Source organism: Acinetobacter sp. SCLZS86 (assembly GCF_021560715.1).
Lineage (GTDB): Bacteria > Pseudomonadota > Gammaproteobacteria > Pseudomonadales > Moraxellaceae > Acinetobacter > Acinetobacter towneri_A.
The window spans coordinates 872111-892774 of sequence record NZ_CP090864.1; the positions used below are offsets into that span (position 1 = coordinate 872111).

Genomic DNA, 20664 nt, shown 5'->3' on the forward strand with positions numbered 1-20664 from the left:
AATTCAACATCTTCAAAATTACCCTTGTTAAAATAAGCTTTTCAAATTGAAAGGAAGACCAGCATGCAGCTGATGCCATTACCCAAGCGCGTATTGCAATGTGGACGTTTAAGTTTAGATTTATCTCAACCGCATGTGATGGGAATTCTAAATGTGACGCCAGACTCATTTAGTGATGGTGGGCGACATAACGAAAAAGATGCGGCTGTAGCACGCGCTTTGGAAATGATGGCCGAAGGTGCAACCGTGATTGATATTGGCGGTGAGTCTACACGTCCGGGAGCCAGTCCTGTGAGTGTGGAAGAAGAAATTCGTCGTGTCGTGCCTGTGGTAGAAGCCTTATCTGCTTATGATGTGGTACTTTCGATTGATACGTCACAGCCTGAAGTGATTCGTGCTGCCGTAGCTGCAGGGGCGCACATCTGGAATGATGTACGTGCACTGACCCGTCCAAATGCGTTGCAAACAGCCGCTGAGTTAAATATCCCCGTGATTATTATGCACATGCGTGGTGAACCGACCACCATGAACAATTTAGATCAATATGATGATGTCACTATAGATGTAATTGCAGAATTGCAGCAGCGTGTCGCCGATGCTTTGGCGGTAGGGGTTAAGCCTGAAAATATCATGATTGATCCGGGTTTTGGTTTACCTAAAAATGCACAGCAGAATCTGAAATTGTTAAATGAGTTGCATCAACTCAATGGTATGGGGTATCCCATTTTATCGGCATTGTCTCGTAAAAGTTTTATTGGTGAAGCTTTAGGTGGGGCAGAGCCAACACAGCGTGCAGTCGGTTCAGTAGCGGCTCATTTACTCAGTATTCAGCAAGGTGCTTGTATGGTGCGTGCGCATGATGTGAAAGCCATGTCTGATGCCATTAAAGTTTGGCAAGCAATGCAGTTGGCAAATTAATCGCTGTTTGTAGATTTGGGTGAAGCTAGAATTAAAGCCCTGCTTATGCTATATAGGCACGCTTGAATCTCTGTATTTTTGAGTGCCTGTATGTTTGCAGATTTACTTCTCCCTATGTTTGATGATGAGTTTTATCCTGATATTTTGGTTGCTGAGTTAAAACAACTGATTCAACAGTTTGCAAAACATGTGTCTAAATCCAATTTATCTGAAACGGATATTTATCATTTTGCTGACCAGACCGTGCAAGCCATCAATAAAATGAAACCACAATTTGAAGATCTAGATTCAGATTTGGATGATACCGCAGCAGATTATATTGCTGAGGCGATGATGATGGTGCTGCAAGAGCAAGGCTATTTTGAGATTGAAATGGAAGAGTTGATTGCAACGAGAGAGTGGTGATAGACACTCTCTTTCAGCTTTCACTTATAGATGATTTAACAAATCATCCAAAACATCATTCAAATGGCAACTTTGTTGTGTATGTAGTTCTGCAATTTCCCGAACATTCAACGTATATAGCCCATTATGTTCATTCGGCTGTGCAATTAAATTCACCCAAAACTTTGTATTTTGTTGCAGCAAAGTTTTGAGTTGCTTTGCTTCTTCAGGATTTTGGAAATCTAATAAATATAAATCGTTGCCTAAGCTGCAACGACGTAGTTGTAACTCTTGGTTTTTATATTGCACTGTTCCCGCAAAAACATCATAAAATTCTGCATCAGTTTCAATTGGGCTTACGGACTCGGTTGCTGACTCAAGGCTGGGATTTTGTGCATGGCTTGCAAAACTGAGCAAGCAGCATAAACAGGTCATCCACTTGAAACAGAAGATAAAGCGTTGTAGAAACATTTCAAATCATCGGCACATAAATATTATTGTTTTCAATATTATATTTTTTAGGCATAAAAAAACCAGCGTAATGCTGGAGTTCTTTATTTGCACCATTTGAATGATTTGATTCATTAAATGGTGCCCGAGGCCAGACTCGAACTGGCACGCTTTGAGGGCGGGGGATTTTAAATCCCCTGTGTCTACCGATTTCACCACTCGGGCATGTGCGCAATAATAGAGGACGAAATAAAACTTGGCAAGTAAATTTATTTACAATTGCGTTCTTTTCAATCAATTCAAATTATTAGCTTGAAAAAAGTTCGGTTTGAAGCATATTTCTGTTGTTTGTCATCAATATTTCATGAATTTGAGATCAAAGCGAAATCATAAATTTCTATGTTGAGCGCTCAAGAAAAATAAAAGGAATATTCATGAACATTCGCTTAACTCGCCGCGAGTTGATTCAAAAAAGTTTGGCTGGTTTTGGGGCATTGTCATTGCCAGTGGCATTAACTGCATGTGGAGATGATAATGAATCTACAGCAGGAAATGCATTAAAAGTGCAGTTTTTGCATGGTGTCGCCAGTGGTGATCCGCTGCATGATCGTGTGATTTTATGGACACGTGTAACGCCAAGTGACATGGCAGCATGCATTGAAGTGGTTTGGGAAATTGCCAGCGATGAGGCGTTTAAGCAATTGGTAAATACTGGCAAAGTACAAACCAACGCAGCGCAAGATTTTACAGTGAAAGTGGACGCAGATCGTTTGCAGGCAGGGACGGAATATTATTACCGTTTCCGCTTTGGCAATACAGTTTCAGCTGTAGGACAGACCAAAACCTTGCCACAACGCAGCGATCAGGTGAAATTTGCAGTTTGCTCTTGCTCGAACTATCCCGCAGGATATTTCCATGTCTATAAAGAAATGGCACAGGAAAGCAATCTGGATGTGATTATTCACTTGGGGGATTACATTTATGAATATGGACAAGGTGGATACGCAACTGATGATGCACAACAGTTAGGACGTACCTTTGCAGCAGACAATGATAAAGAAATTATCAAGTTAGATGATTATCGTAAACGCTATGCTTTATATCGCACCGATGCCGATTTGCAGACTGCACACCAACGCTATCCATTTATTGTCATTTGGGATGACCATGAACTCAGTAATGATACTTGGGAGGCGGGCGCAGATAATCATCAAGAAGGCGAAGGTAGTTTTATAGAACGTAAAATTGCAGCATTACAGGCTTATTTTGAATGGATGCCAATTCGTCCAGTCGCAGCAAATGATCATTTAAATATTTATCGCCAGTTTGATTTTGGCGGTTTGGTGAATCTGATTATGCTAGATACGCGCATTTTGGCGCGTCATAAGCAATTAGATTATGCCAATTATATGACGGCAGAAGGTATTGATGCTGCCAAATTTCAGGCGGATTTATTTAGTGATCAACGCACATTGATGGGTGTCGTTCAACGCGAATGGTTGCAAAAGCAGTTGGGGCAGTCTCAGGCTACTTGGAATGTTTTGGGTCAACAAGTGTTGATGGCGAAAATGCTGATTCCACAAGAACTGTTATTGCCTTTAGCGCAAATTACCAATGGTGATCAACGACCTGAAACACTTGCAGAAATGAAGCAGAAAATTACGGAATTGGTCACGCTAAAAATGCGTTTAAAAGCGAATGATCCAACTTTGACACCAGAAGAGAAGGCACGTTCGAATGCGGTTGCACCTTATAACCTTGATGCTTGGGATGGTTATGCTTACGATCGTGAAGTTGTGTATGGGACATTGCAGCAGCTCGGGAAAAAAGCAGTGGTGTTGGCAGGTGATACTCATAATGCTTGGGCTGCAAGCTTGCATGCACATGAAACCAATCATGAGGTTGGGGTGGAGTTTGCGACCAGTTCGGTATCATCGCCAGGCATTGAGTATTACTTAAATGTGCCTGCAGACGAAATGGCAGCGTTGGAATATGCCTTTCAAGAACTGATTGATGAGCTGGATTATTGCAACCTAAATCAGCGCGGTTATTTAACAGTGACTTTTGATCATGCGCAAGTCGTTGCCGATTGGAAGTTTGTAGATACGGTGAAGGCACGTGAATACAAACTCGATGATACGCGTGGTCATCAACAGAAGTATGGTGTAGACTTAAAACCAATCATTGATGTCGCTAAAACTGCTTAAAATCAGTCTGATATTTACAGAAAACCGAGTCTAAGTTGCTCGGTTTTTTTTGATGATTAAGCGGAGGTTTTTATTCGAGTTTATCTTGAATATAACTGTCTAAATCTATGTATTTAATGCTTTTGCATAAATTATGCTCAGCTTGCATCAGTTGTTGATGTAACTGAATTGCATGTTCATATTGCTGATTCAATTGGGCAAAACGAGGGCTATTTTTATTGGAAAAATACATCCGATAATGAATTTTAGCAGCCTGACGATATGACCAATACGCAGCACGGCGAAATTGGGTTAAGCAATATTTTTGTTCAAGGCTAATTTGGTCACGGAACATATTCTCTTTATAGAAACGTACAAAACCAAAACTGATGCAGAAAAAGAATAAAATCCCTTGTAGAATTGCACTCTGAAAATAGGCGAAATTTGCTGCTTGCAGCAGAATCAATACTGCTATTTTTAAAGTGGCATGCTGCTGTAGTTGATACCACGATGCCGAACTGTGTTTAATTTGATACAACACATAAGGCAGAAGCAGCATAAATCCTAACATGATGCCTAAAATCGCCAATGCTTTGGCTTGAAAGACATCGTACTGTGGTGCAAAGTTTTGAATTCCATGCGCCAGACTGATTGAAACAGGAATAAAAATCAGGCAGGCCAAGACCCATGGAATCATTTCTTTCCAATCATCCAACATGCCTTAGCTTTGAATAAAACCATAAAACAAAATATTTCTTTTAAATGCAGCTGGGTATTGTTGTTGCAATTGCTGCAAATCAAGAAGTGCTTGTTTTGGGTTCATAAAGACATCATTGAATATTGAATGAAGAGGGGAAAACCTAAAATTTAGGCATAAAAAAACCAGCAAAATGCTGGGTTCTTTATTTGCACCATTTTAATTATTTTAAAATGGTGCCCGAGGCCAGACTCGAACTGGCACGCTTTGAGGGCGGGGGATTTTAAATCCCCTGTGTCTACCGATTTCACCACTCGGGCATCGTTTTACAAGATTGGAGGCGGAGGTCGGAATCGAACCGGCGTCCACGGAGTTGCAGTCCGCTGCATGACCACTCTGCCACCCCGCCGCGTCTTGTTGATGCGTATATTAGCAAGCTCTGAAAAAAAAACAATACTAATAAATGAGCAGATGCACATTAATTCGGCATATAAAATAAAATAGTCTAAATAATCATGTATTATTTGCGAAATTGATTCATATCAACATTGGGAGATGTGCCGTGGCATTAATTTTAGACGGTCGTGCGTTGGCGAAACAAATTGAAGCTGATCTGTTAACACGTGTAGAAGCGTTAAAAGAAAAATCAGGTCGCACCCCAATTCTAGCGACTATTTTGGTCGGTGATGACGGTGCGTCTGCAACTTATGTACGCATGAAGGGTAATGCTTGCCGTCGTGTGGGCATGGATTCTTTAAAAGTAGAATTGCCAACAGAAACCACCACAGAACAACTGTTGGCAGAAATTGAAAAATTGAATGCCAATCCTGATGTGCATGGTATTTTGTTGCAACACCCAGTGCCTGCACAAATTGATGAGCGTGCTTGTTTTGATGCTATCTCGCTTGCTAAGGACGTCGATGGTGTGACTTGTTTAGGTTATGGTCGTATGGCAATGGGCGAAGCCGCATACGGTTCTGCAACACCTGCAGGCATTATGACCATCCTTAAAGAAAATAACATTGAAATTGCAGGCAAACATGCTGTTGTTGTGGGGCGTTCTGCAATTTTAGGTAAACCAATGGCTGCAATGCTTCTTGAAGCAAATGCAACAGTGACCATTTGCCATTCACGTACCCAAGATCTTGCAAGTTTTTTGAGACAAGCGGACATTATTGTCGGTGCGGTTGGTAAAGCAGAATTGATTCAAAAAGATTGGATTAAACAAGGTGCTGTAGTTGTTGATGCAGGCTTCCATCCACGTGATGGCGGTGGTGTTGGTGATATCCAATTGCAAGGCATTGAAGAGATTGCTTCTGCATATACGCCTGTTCCAGGTGGGGTTGGCCCAATGACGATTACAACGTTGATTCGTCAAACGGTTGAAGCGGCTGAAAAAGCGTTAGGTTGATGAAGACCTCTCCCTAACCCTCTCTTGCGCTTCAATTTAAAAGCAGTGCTTTAAATTTTGCTCAGGAGAGGGGAAATTCATTGTGAAAATAATGGATGCTCCTTCTCTTGCGCCGTATACGGCTCAGGGAGAAGGCTGGGATGAGGGCTTAAAAATTCTCTCCCTAACTCTCCTAAAAAAGAGTGGGGAATTCATTGTAAAAATAATGAATGCTCCCTCTCCTTTAAAAAAGCAGAGGGAACTTTTTAAATTAAAACGAATAAAAATCCAATGAGCTGTACCTTTCAATTTCCTCAAGCCCCTGAACATCTCTTAGATGCTTTGCATGATGTGATTCCAAATTGTGAATTACTGGCACAGCAATTGCCTGAAACGCCTATTTCACTGTGGCTTATTCCGCCTGTATTTCCGACCGACAAGCTAGATGATGAAGTCATTCGTCGTATTTGGAATGATACGCCGTACTGGATTTTCTGTTGGGCTTCGGGACTTGCAATGGCGCAATGGTTATTGGCAGAACCTCAGCAAGTTAAAGATAAAGTTGTTTTAGACTTCGGTGCGGGTTCAGGCGTGGTGGCGATTGCTGCAAAAATGGCCGGTGCCAAACGGGTAATTTGCTGTGATATTGATCCTATTAGTCTTGCAGCCTGTCGAGCCAATGCTGAATTGAATGATGTGGTGCTTGAATATTTAGATGATCTATACAAAGCAGAACAAGTGGATGTATTGCTGGCTGCCGATGTGCTTTATGATCAATGCAATCGCTTCTTTCTAGATGAGTTCTTAAAATTCGCCCCAGAGGTTTGGGTGGCAGACAGCCGAGTGAAAAACTTTAGTCATCCACAATATATAAAAATAGATGAACGCAGCGCGACCACATGGCCTGATTTAGATGAAGCCAAAGAGTTTCGTAATGTAAGTTTTTATAAGACGCGATAAATCATCACGTCTTATAGGAAGTAAGTTTTGTGGCGCGAATTAATTGCAGCTATAACGCACAATGCGCAGTGTGCTTGGACGAGCATCTAAGGCCTGACGTGTAGCATAATTTTCACTGCTATGTAGCTCAGGTGTGTTCGATAAGCCAATAGAGGTGCGGCTTTGTCCAAGTTGGCGACCATAAGGGTCTTGCTGGTTCGCTGCAGGATTCACCACTTCATTAATATTTAAAATACGCAATTGATAAGTTTTATGCGTACCAAGTTCTTTTTGGCAAGCACGCTGTAATTTACTTTCATCGCGCTGTTGGTTTTGACGTCCTGCAAGCGTATAAGCCAATACTGCGGTGTGATCGGTTTTACTTTCAACTTTATAGCCGACAAAACTATTCTCATTTTGCTCTGGCAAAGTTTGACAAGCGGATAAACCTAACCCAAGTCCCGTCATTGCTAAAATAATCATTGTATTCTTCATGGATTTATTCATAATCATGTCTCATGTTTTGATGTCATTTGATTGTTGTTTTAAGTATGCCATAGCTCAGAGGACAAAGCAGGGCTTTGTTGGTGGTGTGGCAGGCTGTCTATATTGGGGGTGATAAGTGTGTTTTGATGATGTCATGTTTTTACCTTGAATCTTCGTATTATTTAGTATTTACACATCAGCTGGGGATGTTGAAGCTGGAATGTTGATGTTTTTAGCAACTAAAATATTAGGGCAATAAAAAGGTCACCGAAGTGACCTTTTCTTAGCAATCTGCGTTGAATTACGCAGATTTAACCGCTTCAAGTAAGGCAGCTTGACGTGCTTTCAATGCAGCAGGTAAGCGCTCACCAAGCTTGTTAAATAACTCAGTGTGGCTTTCTAATTCTTTGATCCATTGTTCTTTATCTTGCGCTGTTACAGTTTCAAATTGCTCTTTAGAGAAATCTAAACCAGACCAGTTCAATTGCTCATACGTTGGAACGAAACCAATTGGAGTTTCAACAGCTTCTGCACGACCTTCGCAACGATCGATGATCCACTCAAGTACGCGCATGTTTTGACCAAAACCAGGCCATACGAAGTTGCCTTCTGCGTCACGACGGAACCAGTTTACGTTGTAGATGCCTGGTAATTTGTTACCTGCAGCTTTTGCTTTTTCACCAACTTTCTCACCCATTTCTAACCAGTGAGAGAAGTAGTCTGCCATGTTGTAGCCCGCAAATGGCAGCATTGCAAATGGGTCACGACGAACGACACCTTGTTGACCAACCGCAGCAGCAGTGGTTTCAGAACCCATAGTTGCTGCTTTATATACGCCATCGACCCAGTCAAATGCTTCTGAAATTAGAGGCACGGTGTCTGCACGACGACCACCGAAGATGAATGCTGAAATTGGAACACCTGCTGGATTTTCCCAGTCAGCATCAATAGAAGGACATTGACCTGCTGCAACAGTGAAGCGCGCATTTGGATGAGCTGCTTTTTCTGCGCCAGTGTGTGGTTGACCTTTCCAGTTAGTCAAGTTAGCAGGCGCTTCTTTAGTTAGACCTTCCCACCAAACTTCACCGTTGTCAGTCACAGCAACGTTGGTATAGATCACGTCTTTGTGCAGAGTTGCCATACAGTTCGGGTTTGTCTTGGTGTTGGTACCAGGTGCTACACCGAAGAAACCAGCTTCAGGGTTAATTGCATATAAGCGACCATCTTCACCTGGTTTGATCCAAGCAATATCGTCACCTACAGTTTCAATTTTCCAGCCTTCATAACCTGCAGGTGGAATTAACATCGCAAAGTTGGTTTTACCACATGCAGAAGGGAATGCTGCTGCGATGTAGTGTTTTTCGCCTTGTGGGTTGGTCACGCCTAAAATTAGCATGTGTTCTGCTAACCAGCCTTGTTCACGGCCCATTGCAGAAGCAATACGAAGCGCTAAGCACTTTTTACCCAATAATGCGTTACCGCCGTAACCAGAACCATACGACCAGATTTCACGAGTTTCTGGATAATGTACGATGTATTTTTCTTTGTTACATGGCCAAGCTACGTCTTTCTCGCCTTCAGCCAATGGTGCGCCCACAGTGTGTACGCAAGGAATAAATTCGCCATCTGTGCCCAATACGTCATAAACAGCTTTACCCATACGAGCCATTTTAGACATGCTGACAGCAACATAAGGAGAGTCAGTTAATTCAATACCGATGTGCGCAATATGGCTACCTAATGGGCCCATAGAGAAGGGAACCACATACATGGTACGGCCAGCCATTGAGCCGTCGAATAAACCGTTTAATTTAGCGCGCATTTCAGCTGGCGCTTCCCAGTTGTTTGTCGCACCAGCATCTTCTTTGTTTTCAGAGCAGATGTAAGTACGGTCTTCAACACGAGCAACGTCAGAAGGATCAGAATTTGCAAGGTACGAACCAGGGTGTTTTTCTTGGTTTAATGCTTGCATGGTGCCGTTAGCGATCATCAAGTCGATTAGACGTTGATATTCTTCTGCGCTACCGTCACACCATTCAATTTTTGCTGGTTTTGTTAACTTTGCAATTTCTTCAACCCATGCAATAAGCTTTGGGTGACGAACGAATTCTGGTGCGTTCACTTGGGTCATGGTGAGGCCTATCTTAAATGTGTACAAGTTGTGTACAAAGTACAATCTGAACAATGGGGTACATGGTTCAGATGAAATATGAAAAAAAAGTGGCTGTATTAAAGCACAAAAACTTAAAAAAAATAAGACATAGGCTTGAATTAGCTTTATGTGAAAAATACCCATATAAATTATGAATAACATATATGAAACATAGGCTTACAACTTTTTTGTGTTCTACTTATTATTATTTAAAAAAATTATGGGCGTTATTTATTTTAATTATTTTTAATTAAAACATATATTTATAGTTTAAATTTTATAAAGAATGATTATTGATTTAATGAATGGTCATCATTCGCTTTTTACATAAAGCTGCTTTTCATCCTGCATAAATTAGTGGAATTTAGAGCAAATGCCTTAAAATGGTTGAAGAAAATGTCGACAACTTTGCAGCCATTATCTCTTATTTATAATCAACAATCTGGATTTCATTCCACACACCACGAAGGTGTCTATGAAGAATTGTTGCATGTTTTGTCACAGCATGGTTTCGAAATCCAATTGTTTGAAATGGGTGAAATCGGTAACTTTGATCAGCTGATGCAACAGGTATTAGCACGGCATCAAGCAGCGCATTTAAGCGGTGTTGTGGTTGCGGCAGGTGGTGATGGTACTTTAAATGCTGTGGCGGGTAAACTGATTGGCACTCAGATTCCGATGGGAATTTTACCTTTGGGCACGTTTAATTATGTGGCACGCTTATTGAATATCCCGCTAGATTTAATTGAAGCTGCACAGGTTATTGCTACAGGCACGACGCGCGCTGTGCATGTGGCACAAATCAATCAACATATTTATTTAAACAATGCCAGTTTGGGTTTATACCCTTTATTTATTCAAAAACGTGAGCGTTATAACCAATATTTAGGTCGCTTTCCTTTACATGCTTACACCTCGGCTTTAGATGTACTACTGCGTGACCGTAAAGAACTAAAACTAGAACTAGAGATCGATACAAAGCGCTATCCCCTGAAAACTCCGCTCATTTTCTTTGGGAATAATCAATTGCAACTGTCTGAAATGAATTTACGGATTGCTAAAGCGGCTGCAGCGGGCAAAGTTGCAGGTGTCGCAGTGGCAAAGTCTGATAAATTGACTTTGTTTAAAATTCTGTGGCAATTCATTCAGGGGAAGGCTGAGCAAGCCAATGATATTTACAGTTTTGCAGCAGAGCAGGTGGTCATTCATAGTAAACGCCAACAACTGACCGTGGCGCTAGATGGAGAAATTGTTAAAATGCGCCCGCCACTACGTATTTCTGTATTGAAAAACGCACTAAACATTAAGGTGCCGCATGCTGCTGCATCTGTCTGATTTGCACTTTGGCACTGAAAATGTAGCTTGTATGCAGGCAGTTCAACAGCTGTGTGAAAGTATGCGTCCTGAAGCCGTAGTGGTGAGTGGCGATTTAACTCAACGCGCACGCTATACACAGTTTTATGCCTGTAAGCATTTTTTAGACAGTTTGAATTTACCGTATTTGGTTGTGCCAGGTAATCACGATATACCGCTATATCATCTTTGGAATCGTTTTTTTAGCCCATTTGCACGGTATCAACTGTTTTTTGGGCGTATGGAAAGTGTGTTGGAAACGCAACATTTTTATCTGATAGGCGTAAATAGTATTCGACGCCGTTTTCATACTCGCGGGCATATTTCTTTAAGTCAAATTCAGGAAGTAGATGCTTTGCTACAAACTGCGCCAAGAAATAAGTTAAAAATTCTAGTGGCGCATCAACCATTTTATACACCACCAGATGATCGTCACAGCATTAAAGATTGTCCAGTGTTAGGGCGAATTGCATTAGAACAGTGGAGCAAAAATGGTTTATATGCCTTGCTGCATGGACATTTACATCAACCTGCAGTGTATGACTTAAATCAAATTTATGCCTTAGGTGCAACGCATCCTGTGCTGGATATTCATGCGGGTACTGTAATTTCGTATCGTTTGCATCAGGGTATGCCGAATAGCTTGAATGTATTGTGTCACAATGGTGATGTGCAGCATTACGTTTTTGATGCTGAACAAAAGCAATTTGTATTGTGGCAACAAAGTGCAGAATAAGTCACCGATCAAGCCAACTTGTTTAAAAAAACAACAAAAACTGAAATATTTTTATCTTTCCCCCTTGAAGCGTTTATTTCCATCCCCACAACAGTGTCATCTAAAACTTATTTTGATGATGACCAAAGGAATAATTAAGTCGTCATCAGGAATCTATACATTGACCTAGTCTAATGGAGTTATTTATGAGCAACATTCGTCCATTACATGACCGTGTAGTTATTCGTCGTGTTGAAGAAGAAACAAAAACAGCTGGCGGTATCTTGCTTCCAGGTTCTGCTGCAGAAAAACCAGCCCAAGGTGAAGTGATTGCAGTAGGGAATGGTCAAATCACAGACAATGGCGTACGCGCTTTAGACGTAAAAGTGGGCGACAAAGTCTTGTTTGGTACTTATGCAGGCACCACAGTTAAAGTAGACGGTGAAGAACTTCTAATTATGAAAGAGTCTGATATTTTAGCGGTACTTGAAGGCTAAGTTCAGAACTCATATTCAAAGCAAATTTGAACATTATTTAAAAATATTTGGAGTTAAACATGTCAGCTAAAGACGTAAAATTTGGTGATTCAGCTCGCACAAAAATGATCGCAGGTGTAAACGTACTTGCAGACGCAGTTAAAGTAACTTTAGGCCCTAAAGGTCGTAACGTAGTGATTGACCGTTCTTTCGGTGCGCCACACATCACTAAAGATGGTGTATCTGTTGCGAAAGAAATCACGTTAAAAGACAAGTTTGAAAACATGGGTGCTCAGCTTGTACGAGAAGTGTCTAGCAAAACCAATGATATCGCAGGTGACGGTACGACCACTGCAACAGTACTTGCACAAGCCATTTTAAATGAAGGCATCAAATCTGTAACTGCGGGTATGAACCCAATGGATTTGAAACGTGGTATCGACCTTGCTGTTAAGGCAGTCGTTGCAGACATTAAAGCAACGGCTAAACCAGCATCTGATACTAAAGCGATTGAGCAAGTGGGTTCGATCTCTGCAAACTCGGACACGACTGTGGGCAAGTTAATTGCACAAGCAATGGAACGCGTTGGTAAAGAAGGCGTAATCACTGTTGAAGAAGGTTCAGGCTTTGAAGACGCGCTTGACGTTGTAGAAGGTATGCAGTTTGACCGCGGTTATATCTCGCCATACTTCGCGAACAAACAAGATACTTTGACTGCAGAACTTGAAAACCCGTTCATCCTTCTTGTTGATAAAAAAATCGGCAACATTCGTGAACTGATTACTGTCCTAGAAGCAGTTGCGAAAACAGGCAAGCCTCTTCTGATCATCGCTGAAGATGTTGAAGGCGAAGCGCTGGCAACGCTTGTTGTGAATAACATGCGTGGCATTATTAAAGTATGTGCGGTGAAAGCGCCTGGTTTTGGTGATCGTCGTAAAGCAATGTTACAAGATATTGCAATCTTGACAGGCGGTACGGTTATTTCTGAAGAAATTGGTATGTCTTTGGAGCAAACATCACTAGAGCATTTGGGTAGTGCGCACAAAGTTACAGTCTCTAAAGAAAACACCGTAATTGTGGATGGTGCGGGCAATGCAGGTCAGATTTCTGAGCGTGTTCAGCAAATCCGTGCGCAAATCGAAGAATCTACTTCTGAATATGACAAAGAAAAACTTCAAGAACGTGTTGCTAAATTAGCAGGCGGTGTAGCAGTCATCAAAATTGGTGCTGCAACTGAAGTTGAAATGAAAGAGAAGAAAGACCGTGTGGATGATGCGCTTCACGCAACTCGTGCTGCGGTTGAAGAAGGTGTTGTTGCGGGTGGTGGTGTTGCACTGGTACGTGCTGCATCTGCACTTGATGGTCTGACTGGTGCTAACGATGACCAAAACGTAGGTATCAACATTCTTCGTCGTGCAATCGAAGCTCCGCTTCGTCAAATCGTAGCCAATGCTGGTGATGAGCCATCTGTAGTAATCAATGCTGTGAAGAACGGTGAAGGTAACTATGGTTATAATGCTGCGACTGGTGAATATGGCGACATGCTGGAAATGGGTATTCTTGACCCTGCAAAAGTAACTCGTTCTGCACTTGAGCATGCAGCGTCTGTTGCTGGCTTGATGTTAACCACAGAATGTATGATTACTGAAATTCCAGAAGACAAGCCAGCAATGCCAGATATGGGTGGCATGGGTGGTATGGGCGGTATGATGTAAACCTCAGCGTACCCAAACTTCAAAAACCTCGTATCGTAAGATACGGGGTTTTTTTTATGGCGCAGTTTTTGTAATTTAGAGATTGCACACATGAAAAGACAAAATCACCTAGCTATTTTTTTATTTACACATTAAATGTGTGATATGTATCTAAACTCCTTTTTTTTGTGAATAAAACTCATTATTCTTGTTTATAACAATAATAAAAACAAATGATTAAATAAATGTAATGCAGGCTGGAGTAAGCATAAAGGGGATAAAAATGGATAACCGAGAACACGAAATTATAGGCAGTATTTATGATGCCGCTGTAGATGTGAGTTTATGGCCGCAAGTAATTGAAAAAATTGTTCAATATACAGACAGTAAAACCGCCATTTTTACTGCCTTAGATCAATTTAGTCCAAGTTACGATTTTTTATTTAGTCACAATATTCCAGCTGAAGCTTTGCATGCCTATCGTGATGAGCGGATTCGCGTGATTGACATGCAGTTACACCGAGTATTGTGGGAAAATTTAGGTGTGGGGCAAGTAGCGAGCTCGGATTTATCTCATTATGGGGAAAACCCTGAAAGTGATGAATATATCTTTTATGAACGGTGTTTGAATCCGACGGGAATTAGTTATATCTCGGCTGTTTTGCTCGATCAGGGTTCACATCGTTGGGCGGTTTTGGGACTACACCGTGCGCCAGATGTAGCGCCGTATCAACAAAAAGAGTTGGATTTTTTAAAGCATTTGGGTGTGCATTTGCGCCGTGCTTTACAAATCCATCGTCAGTTTAGTTTGGTTAAACAAGAAAATTTAAGTTTGTATAGCGTGCTCGATCATTTAAAAACAGGTGTGATTTTGCTTGATCATAAGCTGAGTTTGACTTATTCAAACCCTTTAGCTCAAAGCATGCTGGAACACGATTCATGTTTAGATTTGGACTTGTATAATCGTTTAAAAACCCATGCTTATGATCAAAGTCGTTTAGATCAATTATTACATTCAGCCTTGTTGGGACAGTCGGCATTAAGCGCAGATGTAGGTGGAGTATTGTCTTTGTCAGATGCGAAAGGACAACAATTAATGCTGACTATCGTACCTTGTTCTAAATTAAAAAATATGCAGCATCAAAATGCAGGACAACATCAAATTGCGGTATTTCTGACCGATAAGCATCAGCACTATGCCTTGTCAAAAGCCTATTTGCAGCAAGCTTATCAATTGTCTAAACGTGAGTTTGAGCTGTGTGAGTTGTTGTTGAATGGTCGTAAGTTAGAAGAAATTGCGGAACATTGTGGAGTTACGCTCAGTTCGGTGCGCACTTATTTTAAAAATATTTATGAAAAAACCCAATGCAACTCGCAAATTGAACTCATGCATTTATTAATGGGCTGTACCATTCATTTTGAGCATATTGGTTAAAGCTGCCTAAGTCGGGCTTAGGCAGCTTCTGAGTATTTTAGTTACTACGTTGTAGGGTAATAGTGTCTTCGCCTTGTGGATGCAAGGTTAGACTTGTTCCGGAGATGCTATAAGTTGCATTAACTTTAGCGCTATCCGAAGTGTCATGTAATCCACCGCAACCGTTGGTGTCATATAACACTTCTGTTACGGCAAGTGCATTGGATGTTATTGAATATTTACCATATTCAATTCCTGGGTTATCGCAATCACCTTCGGTGTCTAACAAGAAATAGAATCCTGTGTCAAAGAAAGCAAACAAGTGAGTTTGATTAAATTGCCAAGTGCCGACTAGACTTGATGATTGTTTTACTTTAGTTAAAATATAGATGCTATTACTTCCTACATCAGTCAGCACTAGCTCTGTACCGTTATAACTTAAGCGGTGATGACCATCATTGTCAGGATGTGAAAGCCCGTAGTCACCATTTGTATCGATGGAAATTACAGGACTCAGCGCTGAAGTTAAAGCATTCCAATTTAGTCGTCCTATTTCAATACCAGGCTTCCCCGTTACATCAGCTTCATCTGCTTCACCTAGCGCGTAACGTCCGTCTGGTAAAATATGTAATACAACAGCAGTTGTATTGGTGCGTCCAATTTCCCAAGTTCCAGCAATATCTTTATAGAATTGGCTTGCGCTACTTGTGGTAGCACCTTCTGTATTGGGTCTTGTGAGTATAAATGTACCTTCATTTGGTTCGTGGAGTGTAAGTGATGTCGAATTAACCGTGACTGGTAGACCTGAGCTTGAGTTTGCACTATTGTCAGATAAGCCTGCACAGCCATTTGTATCGATCAGGATATTATCTACGAATAACTTTCCATCTTGAACACGATATTTACCATATTCGATACCTGGTCCACCACAAGGCATTTCTCCAACTTCCACTTGATCGTCCCCAACAGCATCAACCATGATATAGGTATTATTATCTGGATTGAAAACAAATAGTTGCTTGCCTGAACTTGAGTTCCAAGCACCGGCAATGCTCGAATTGTTTTGAGGGACTTTAGTAAATGTTGCACTTTCATTAGGGTTTTGAGCTTCAGAAATTTTTAACTGCGTACCATCAAATGATATTTTCATATCACGTGTTTTTCCAGAATCAGTTAAGCCCCAATCTTCATTTGTATCAATTGAAGATTGCGCCCATAAATCTCCAGCAACAGCATTTACCGATAATTCACCATACTCCATGCCATTTGCACTATCAGATGGTGAGCTAACAATAGGTTCGCCAATCAGGTATTTCCCGTCTGAGGTTACTTGAAGTACGATTTCTGAGTCAGCATTTTTCGCATACCAAACCCCAACGATATCTTTGAGTAGTGTTTGGTTAAAGTTAGCTTGTGCTTCTGTTGCGCTAACTACGACTTTATCTTTAAAATCTTCTATTGTTTGTAGAACAGGTTGAAAGCTTGTAATAAATTCTGTTGTTGGTTTAGAGAAGTCAATTGAGTTTGCAGGGAGTTGACTCACTGAGTCAGGGATTTGAATACCATCGTCATGATCACCCTCAGAATCTAAAGATTGTAAAAAAATAAGTAAATTTGTTCGTGTTGTTACATCATCGGCTAACTCCACAGGGGTAATACGATCAGCACCAGTTACTGTGCCAATTTCAATATTTCCGATATGGAAAGTGATTTCATCACCTTCTTGATATTCAAACTCCCCTTGAGCATTTGTACGTTTAGAAACGCCATTAATTGTATACGTTGCGCCACTCACAGGTCCATCGGTAAGTATCCCAGTTTTTAGAGAGCTTGAAGGTGGGGGACCAGAACTACCAGAATCATTGTCGGAACCGCCACATGCACTGAGTAAGCCTGCTAAAGTTAAGCATAATAAAGTTTTTTTCATCACGAATTCCTTGTTATTCAAATTGTCATGTCTGCAGTATAGAAATTAGATGAGTTTAGGTGCTATCCCAAAATTGGGAGGGTGTACACAAAAATCTGTGAGAAAAATGAAGACCAATCAAGATTTTTGTGACAAAAGCACATTTTTTAATATGTAGTCACAGAAGTTCTATTTAGCTGTGTTAATTTGAACTACGGTTTAAAAAGTTTTGTTGCATGCAAAAACTTGATGATTCCGCGATTTGAAATTCAACACTGCCACCTAAAAGTGACCCTGTTTTATGCTGTCTAAATTTTTTATTGAACGTCCAATTTTTGCAGGTGTGCTCGCTATTATGGTGATGGCACTCGGGATTTTTTCAGTATTAAATTTACCAGTAGAACGCTATCCAGACATTGCACCACCTCGTATCACTGTCAGTGCGACCTATACGGGAGCTTCGGCAGAAACCGTTGAAGAAAGCGTAACGCAAATTTTAGAACAGCAAATTAAAGGGCTTAGATCACTTACTGTATTTCAGTTCTAGCAGTGATTCTTCAGGACGAAGTCGCATCAGCATTAGCTTTGAAAATGGTACCAACCCCGATACCGCACAAGTCCAGGTACAAAATGCGATTAATGGCGCAATTAACCGCTTACCTGAAGATGTGCAGCGTCAGGGGGTAAATGTCTTTAAATCATTGGGTGATACCCACATGGTCATTGGGCTGTACGATGCCACAGGCAAAAGCAGCAATATTGCCTTGTCTGACTATATGATGAGTCATTTAGAGCAAGAGCTGGCACGCATTGAAGGTGTGGGTGAGGTCGATGTTTTTGGTGCGCAATATGCAATGCGGATTTGGCTGAATCCGTTAAAGTTAAAACAATATGCGCTCATGCCAAGTGATATACGTGCTGCAGTATTAGCGCAAAATACCCAAGTCGCAGCAGGTGCAATTGGTGAATTACCCACAGCACAAGAACAATATCTCAACGCCAAAGTCACCTCAGGTTCACGCTTAAAAACGGTAGAAGAATTTGAAAATATTATTTTAAAAGCAGATCAGACAGGTGGCTTTGTTTATTTAAAAGATGTGGCACGTATTGAACTTGGTGCAGAAAATTATCAAAGCTTTAATACCATTAATGGTTTTCCATCGGCAGGGATGGGGATTTCATTATCGTCTGGTGCCAATGCGTTACAAACTTCAGCCTTAATTCAAAAACAAATTGAGCATTTAAAACATCAATTGCCCGAAGGTTACCAAATTGTCTATCCACGCGATAACACACCTTTCGTGCAGGAATCAATTAAAGAATTCGTGAAAACTTTAATTGAAGCGGTCATTTTAGTTGTCATAGTCATGTTCCTATTTTTACAGAATTGGCGTGCCACGCTTATTCCCACCGTGACTGTGCCTGTGGTGATTTTAGGCACTATGGCCGTGTTGCAACTCTTTGGCCTAAGTATTAACACGCTGACCTTATTCGCTTTGGTTTTAGCGATTGGTTTATTGGTGGATGATGCGATTGTGGTGGTGGAGAACGTAGAGCGCTTAATGCATGAACAGCAGCTCTCGGCTAAACAGGCATCTATCGCATCCATGCAGGAAATTAGTGGTGCTTTGGTCGGTATTACCTTGGTTTTGACCGCAGTATTTATTCCTATGGCATTTTTTGGTGGTTCGACTGGGGTAATTTATCGCCAGTTTTCCATCACCTTGGTCACTGCGATGGCGCTATCTTTAGGTGTGGCCTTAATTTTAACCCCTGCTTTGTGTGCCTTGATTTTAAAACCTAACCCACAACCAGCCCAATGGGCGATTTGGTTTAATCAAAAACTGGAAAGCTTAAAACAACACTATCTCAAATTATCAGGCTGGACGATTCAGCATAAAGCGGTTTGTCTGGTTATTTTTGCAGGCTTACTGACGGTTTTTGCTTTGTTTTACCGTGCCTTACCTACCAGTTTTATCCCGAATGAAGATCAGGGCATGTTGTCGGTGCAATTTAAATTACAGGAAGGTGCGCCGTTGTCTAAAAGTCGTGAAGTGGGCGAAAGCATACGAGAATACTTTATGCAGCATGAAGCCCATAATGTCGATTTGGTGATGATTCGTTATGGACGGAATTTTTCAGGAACGGGGCAGAATTTAGGGCAGGGTTTTATTGCGCTAAAACATTGGCATGAACGTCAAGGGCAGCAACATACTGCACAAGCCATTCGTGAACGTGCCATGCAGCATTTTCGACAGCATCCCAATGCACAAATTACCATTGGCATGCCCGCAGCAGTCCGTGGTTTGGGGCAAACCGATGGCTTAGAGTTTTGGATGCGCGATGTGAATGGTACAGGACGTGATTTTTTAATCCAGCAATTTCACAATTTGCAGCAGCAAGCCACTCAATATCAAAGCTTTAAAAATTTAGATCAACGCGCTAATCCTGAAAAAGCCGAGCTAAACGTCACGATTGATCAGAAACAGGCGATGGCAGCAGGTTTAAATCAAACGGCGATTAACAGCACTTTAGCGGCAGCTTGGGGAGGCAGTTATATCAACGATTTTATTGACCGTGGTCGAATTAAACGCGTGATTATGCAGGGTGATGCCGAGTTTCGTGCCCAACCTGAAGATTTATATCAATGGTCGGTACGTAGTCAGCAAAATCAAATGGTACCTTTTAGCCAGTTTGCCCAACTCAGTTGGAGTGGTGGGCCAGAAGTCGTCAATCGTTTTATGGGTTATAGCGCTTTGCAAATGGAAGCCGATACGACAGAAGGTAAAAGTTCTGGTCAGGCTATGCGTGATTTGGAACAATTAGTTGCACAGCAACAAGGAATAGATTTGGCATGGAGTGGATTGTCTTATGAAGAAAATCAGTCCAGCGCTCAAGCCTTAATTTTATATTTGGTTTCAATTGGTTTTATTTTTCTGTGTTTGGCTGCCTTGTATGAAAGTTGGAGTATTCCTACAGCGGTCATGAGTGCTATTCCTTTAGGAATTGGTGGAAATATTATTTTCAGCTATTTGGCTGGTTTCCCAAACGATATTTATTTCCAAATAGCCTTGCTGACCACCATTGGTTTGTCATGTAAAAATGCCATCCTAATTGTGGAATTTGCCTCTGCTGCGCAGCAGCAGGGAAAACAAGTGGTGCAAGCTGCTTTAGAAGGTGCAAGTTTGCGGCTTAGACCTATATTAATGACCTCATTGGCATTTGGTGCAGGTATTTTACCGCTAGTATTTGCATTTGGTGCAGGTGCAGCAAGTCGTCAGGAAATTGGGGTGAGTGTTTTGGGTGGGGTAATTTTTGGCACAATTTTAGTGCTTGTTTTTATTCCATTTATGTACGTGCTGATTCGTTCTGTATTTCAAGTCAATCGTTCCTCATCCATAAATTAAAGATGTTTTTTATTAAACACTTAGCAAGATTATAGGCTATGATATGAAACGCTAAAAATCTTGCATAAATCTACAGATTTTCGGTTTTTTAAGGGTT

The 20664-nt window shown here is 41.2% G+C and carries 16 protein-coding genes, 3 tRNA genes and 1 pseudogene; 12 read left to right on the forward strand and 8 right to left on the reverse strand.

What is annotated here, in order from left to right:
* The first annotated feature begins 63 nt into the window (after window positions 1-63).
* Window positions 64-918: a dihydropteroate synthase gene (gene folP, locus LZP46_RS04040; protein ID WP_104853160.1), complete on the forward strand. Its 855-nt coding sequence runs from the start codon at window positions 64-66 to the stop codon at window positions 916-918.
* A gap of 90 nt (window positions 919-1008) precedes the next feature.
* Window positions 1009-1323, forward strand: a complete 315-nt coding sequence (locus LZP46_RS04045) for a DUF5713 family protein (RefSeq protein ID WP_019836758.1) — start codon at window positions 1009-1011, stop codon at window positions 1321-1323.
* A gap of 24 nt (window positions 1324-1347) precedes the next feature.
* Here LZP46_RS04045 and LZP46_RS04050 read toward each other — a convergent pair whose 3' ends face one another.
* Complete coding sequence (locus tag LZP46_RS04050; RefSeq protein ID WP_236094752.1) at window positions 1348-1773, reverse strand: hypothetical protein; 426 nt, start codon at window positions 1771-1773, stop codon at window positions 1348-1350.
* Between the two features lie 118 nt (window positions 1774-1891).
* A tRNA-Leu gene (locus LZP46_RS04055) sits at window positions 1892-1977 on the reverse strand.
* Window positions 1978-2186: 209 nt separating this feature from the next.
* On the opposite strand from LZP46_RS04055, the gene LZP46_RS04060 reads away from it, so the two are divergent.
* Window positions 2187-3959, forward strand: coding sequence for an alkaline phosphatase D family protein (locus LZP46_RS04060; RefSeq protein WP_236094753.1), 1773 nt, complete (start codon window positions 2187-2189; stop codon window positions 3957-3959).
* Window positions 3960-4029: 70 nt separating this feature from the next.
* On the opposite strand, the gene LZP46_RS04065 is transcribed toward LZP46_RS04060, so the two are convergent.
* From LZP46_RS04065 to LZP46_RS04075, 3 genes are all read right to left on the reverse strand, one after another.
* A complete protein-coding gene (locus LZP46_RS04065) occupies window positions 4030-4656 on the reverse strand; it encodes a hypothetical protein (protein WP_236094754.1) in 627 nt (208 codons plus the stop codon).
* A 213-nt stretch (window positions 4657-4869) separates the two neighbouring features.
* Window positions 4870-4955: transfer RNA gene (locus tag LZP46_RS04070), tRNA-Leu, on the reverse strand.
* A 15-nt stretch (window positions 4956-4970) separates the two neighbouring features.
* A tRNA-Cys gene (locus LZP46_RS04075) sits at window positions 4971-5044 on the reverse strand.
* A gap of 153 nt (window positions 5045-5197) precedes the next feature.
* Between LZP46_RS04075 and folD the strand changes: the two genes are divergently transcribed.
* The 3 genes from folD to LZP46_RS04090 all read left to right on the forward strand — a co-directional run bounded on the left by folD (window position 5198) and on the right by LZP46_RS04090 (window position 6985).
* Complete coding sequence (folD, locus tag LZP46_RS04080; protein ID WP_236094755.1) at window positions 5198-6046, forward strand: bifunctional methylenetetrahydrofolate dehydrogenase/methenyltetrahydrofolate cyclohydrolase FolD; 849 nt, start codon at window positions 5198-5200, stop codon at window positions 6044-6046.
* Window positions 6047-6137: 91 nt separating this feature from the next.
* Complete coding sequence (locus LZP46_RS04085) at window positions 6138-6320, forward strand: hypothetical protein (protein WP_236094756.1); 183 nt, start codon at window positions 6138-6140, stop codon at window positions 6318-6320.
* A complete protein-coding gene (locus LZP46_RS04090; protein WP_236094757.1) occupies window positions 6317-6985 on the forward strand; it encodes a class I SAM-dependent methyltransferase in 669 nt (222 codons plus the stop codon). The genes LZP46_RS04085 and LZP46_RS04090 overlap by 4 nt, the downstream gene beginning before the upstream one ends.
* A gap of 39 nt (window positions 6986-7024) precedes the next feature.
* On the opposite strand, the gene LZP46_RS04095 is transcribed toward LZP46_RS04090, so the two are convergent.
* Together LZP46_RS04095 and LZP46_RS04100 are read right to left on the reverse strand one after the other, a co-directional pair.
* The gene (locus LZP46_RS04095; protein WP_236094758.1) at window positions 7025-7459 is read right to left on the reverse strand and encodes a hypothetical protein; all 435 of its coding nucleotides are present in this window, start codon (window positions 7457-7459) and stop codon (window positions 7025-7027) included.
* 292 nt (window positions 7460-7751) lie between these two features.
* The gene (locus LZP46_RS04100; RefSeq protein WP_236094759.1) at window positions 7752-9581 is read right to left on the reverse strand and encodes a phosphoenolpyruvate carboxykinase (GTP); all 1830 of its coding nucleotides are present in this window, start codon (window positions 9579-9581) and stop codon (window positions 7752-7754) included.
* Window positions 9582-9998: 417 nt separating this feature from the next.
* Between LZP46_RS04100 and LZP46_RS04105 the strand changes: the two genes are divergently transcribed.
* The 5 genes from LZP46_RS04105 to LZP46_RS04125 all read left to right on the forward strand — a co-directional run bounded on the left by LZP46_RS04105 (window position 9999) and on the right by LZP46_RS04125 (window position 15275).
* Window positions 9999-10937, forward strand: a complete 939-nt coding sequence (locus LZP46_RS04105; protein ID WP_236094760.1) for a diacylglycerol/lipid kinase family protein — start codon at window positions 9999-10001, stop codon at window positions 10935-10937.
* Window positions 10918-11691, forward strand: a complete 774-nt coding sequence (locus tag LZP46_RS04110; RefSeq protein WP_236094761.1) for a metallophosphoesterase family protein — start codon at window positions 10918-10920, stop codon at window positions 11689-11691. The genes LZP46_RS04105 and LZP46_RS04110 overlap by 20 nt, the downstream gene beginning before the upstream one ends.
* Before the next feature lie 185 nt (window positions 11692-11876).
* Window positions 11877-12167 carry a co-chaperone GroES gene (locus LZP46_RS04115; protein WP_004972131.1) on the forward strand — a complete coding sequence of 97 codons (291 nt, stop codon included), beginning with the start codon at window positions 11877-11879 and terminating at the stop codon, window positions 12165-12167.
* 59 nt (window positions 12168-12226) lie between these two features.
* On the forward strand, window positions 12227-13861 hold the full coding sequence (gene groL, locus LZP46_RS04120; protein ID WP_236094762.1) for a chaperonin GroEL: 1635 nt from the start codon (window positions 12227-12229) through the stop codon (window positions 13859-13861).
* Window positions 13862-14123: 262 nt separating this feature from the next.
* Window positions 14124-15275 carry a LuxR C-terminal-related transcriptional regulator gene (locus tag LZP46_RS04125; RefSeq protein WP_236094763.1) on the forward strand — a complete coding sequence of 384 codons (1152 nt, stop codon included), beginning with the start codon at window positions 14124-14126 and terminating at the stop codon, window positions 15273-15275.
* Window positions 15276-15312: 37 nt separating this feature from the next.
* On the opposite strand, the gene LZP46_RS04130 is transcribed toward LZP46_RS04125, so the two are convergent.
* Window positions 15313-17181 carry a hypothetical protein gene (locus tag LZP46_RS04130; RefSeq protein ID WP_236094765.1) on the reverse strand — a complete coding sequence of 623 codons (1869 nt, stop codon included), beginning with the start codon at window positions 17179-17181 and terminating at the stop codon, window positions 15313-15315.
* 280 nt (window positions 17182-17461) lie between these two features.
* Between LZP46_RS04130 and LZP46_RS04135 the strand changes: the two are divergent.
* A pseudogene (locus tag LZP46_RS04135) lies at window positions 17462-20567 on the forward strand (multidrug efflux RND transporter permease subunit).
* Window positions 20568-20664 lie beyond the last annotated feature (97 nt).

What these genes read in the sequence shown, in the direction of transcription:
- LZP46_RS04100 (WP_236094759.1), bottom strand. Translation starts at nt 9,581, where the DNA reads ATGACCCAAGTGAACGCACCAGAATTCGTTCGTCACCCAAAGCTTATT.
- LZP46_RS04050 (WP_236094752.1), bottom strand. Translation starts at nt 1,773, where the DNA reads ATGTTTCTACAACGCTTTATCTTCTGTTTCAAGTGGATGACCTGTTTA.
- folP (WP_104853160.1), top strand. Translation starts at nt 64, where the DNA reads ATGCAGCTGATGCCATTACCCAAGCGCGTATTGCAATGTGGACGTTTA.
- LZP46_RS04115 (WP_004972131.1), top strand. Translation starts at nt 11,877, where the DNA reads ATGAGCAACATTCGTCCATTACATGACCGTGTAGTTATTCGTCGTGTT.
- LZP46_RS04090 (WP_236094757.1), top strand. Translation starts at nt 6,317, where the DNA reads ATGAGCTGTACCTTTCAATTTCCTCAAGCCCCTGAACATCTCTTAGAT.
- LZP46_RS04130 (WP_236094765.1), bottom strand. Translation starts at nt 17,181, where the DNA reads ATGAAAAAAACTTTATTATGCTTAACTTTAGCAGGCTTACTCAGTGCA.
- LZP46_RS04060 (WP_236094753.1), top strand. Translation starts at nt 2,187, where the DNA reads ATGAACATTCGCTTAACTCGCCGCGAGTTGATTCAAAAAAGTTTGGCT.
- groL (WP_236094762.1), top strand. Translation starts at nt 12,227, where the DNA reads ATGTCAGCTAAAGACGTAAAATTTGGTGATTCAGCTCGCACAAAAATG.
- LZP46_RS04085 (WP_236094756.1), top strand. Translation starts at nt 6,138, where the DNA reads ATGGATGCTCCTTCTCTTGCGCCGTATACGGCTCAGGGAGAAGGCTGG.
- LZP46_RS04125 (WP_236094763.1), top strand. Translation starts at nt 14,124, where the DNA reads ATGGATAACCGAGAACACGAAATTATAGGCAGTATTTATGATGCCGCT.
- LZP46_RS04110 (WP_236094761.1), top strand. Translation starts at nt 10,918, where the DNA reads ATGCTGCTGCATCTGTCTGATTTGCACTTTGGCACTGAAAATGTAGCT.
- LZP46_RS04045 (WP_019836758.1), top strand. Translation starts at nt 1,009, where the DNA reads ATGTTTGCAGATTTACTTCTCCCTATGTTTGATGATGAGTTTTATCCT.
- LZP46_RS04095 (WP_236094758.1), bottom strand. Translation starts at nt 7,459, where the DNA reads ATGAAGAATACAATGATTATTTTAGCAATGACGGGACTTGGGTTAGGT.
- LZP46_RS04065 (WP_236094754.1), bottom strand. Translation starts at nt 4,656, where the DNA reads ATGTTGGATGATTGGAAAGAAATGATTCCATGGGTCTTGGCCTGCCTG.
- LZP46_RS04105 (WP_236094760.1), top strand. Translation starts at nt 9,999, where the DNA reads ATGTCGACAACTTTGCAGCCATTATCTCTTATTTATAATCAACAATCT.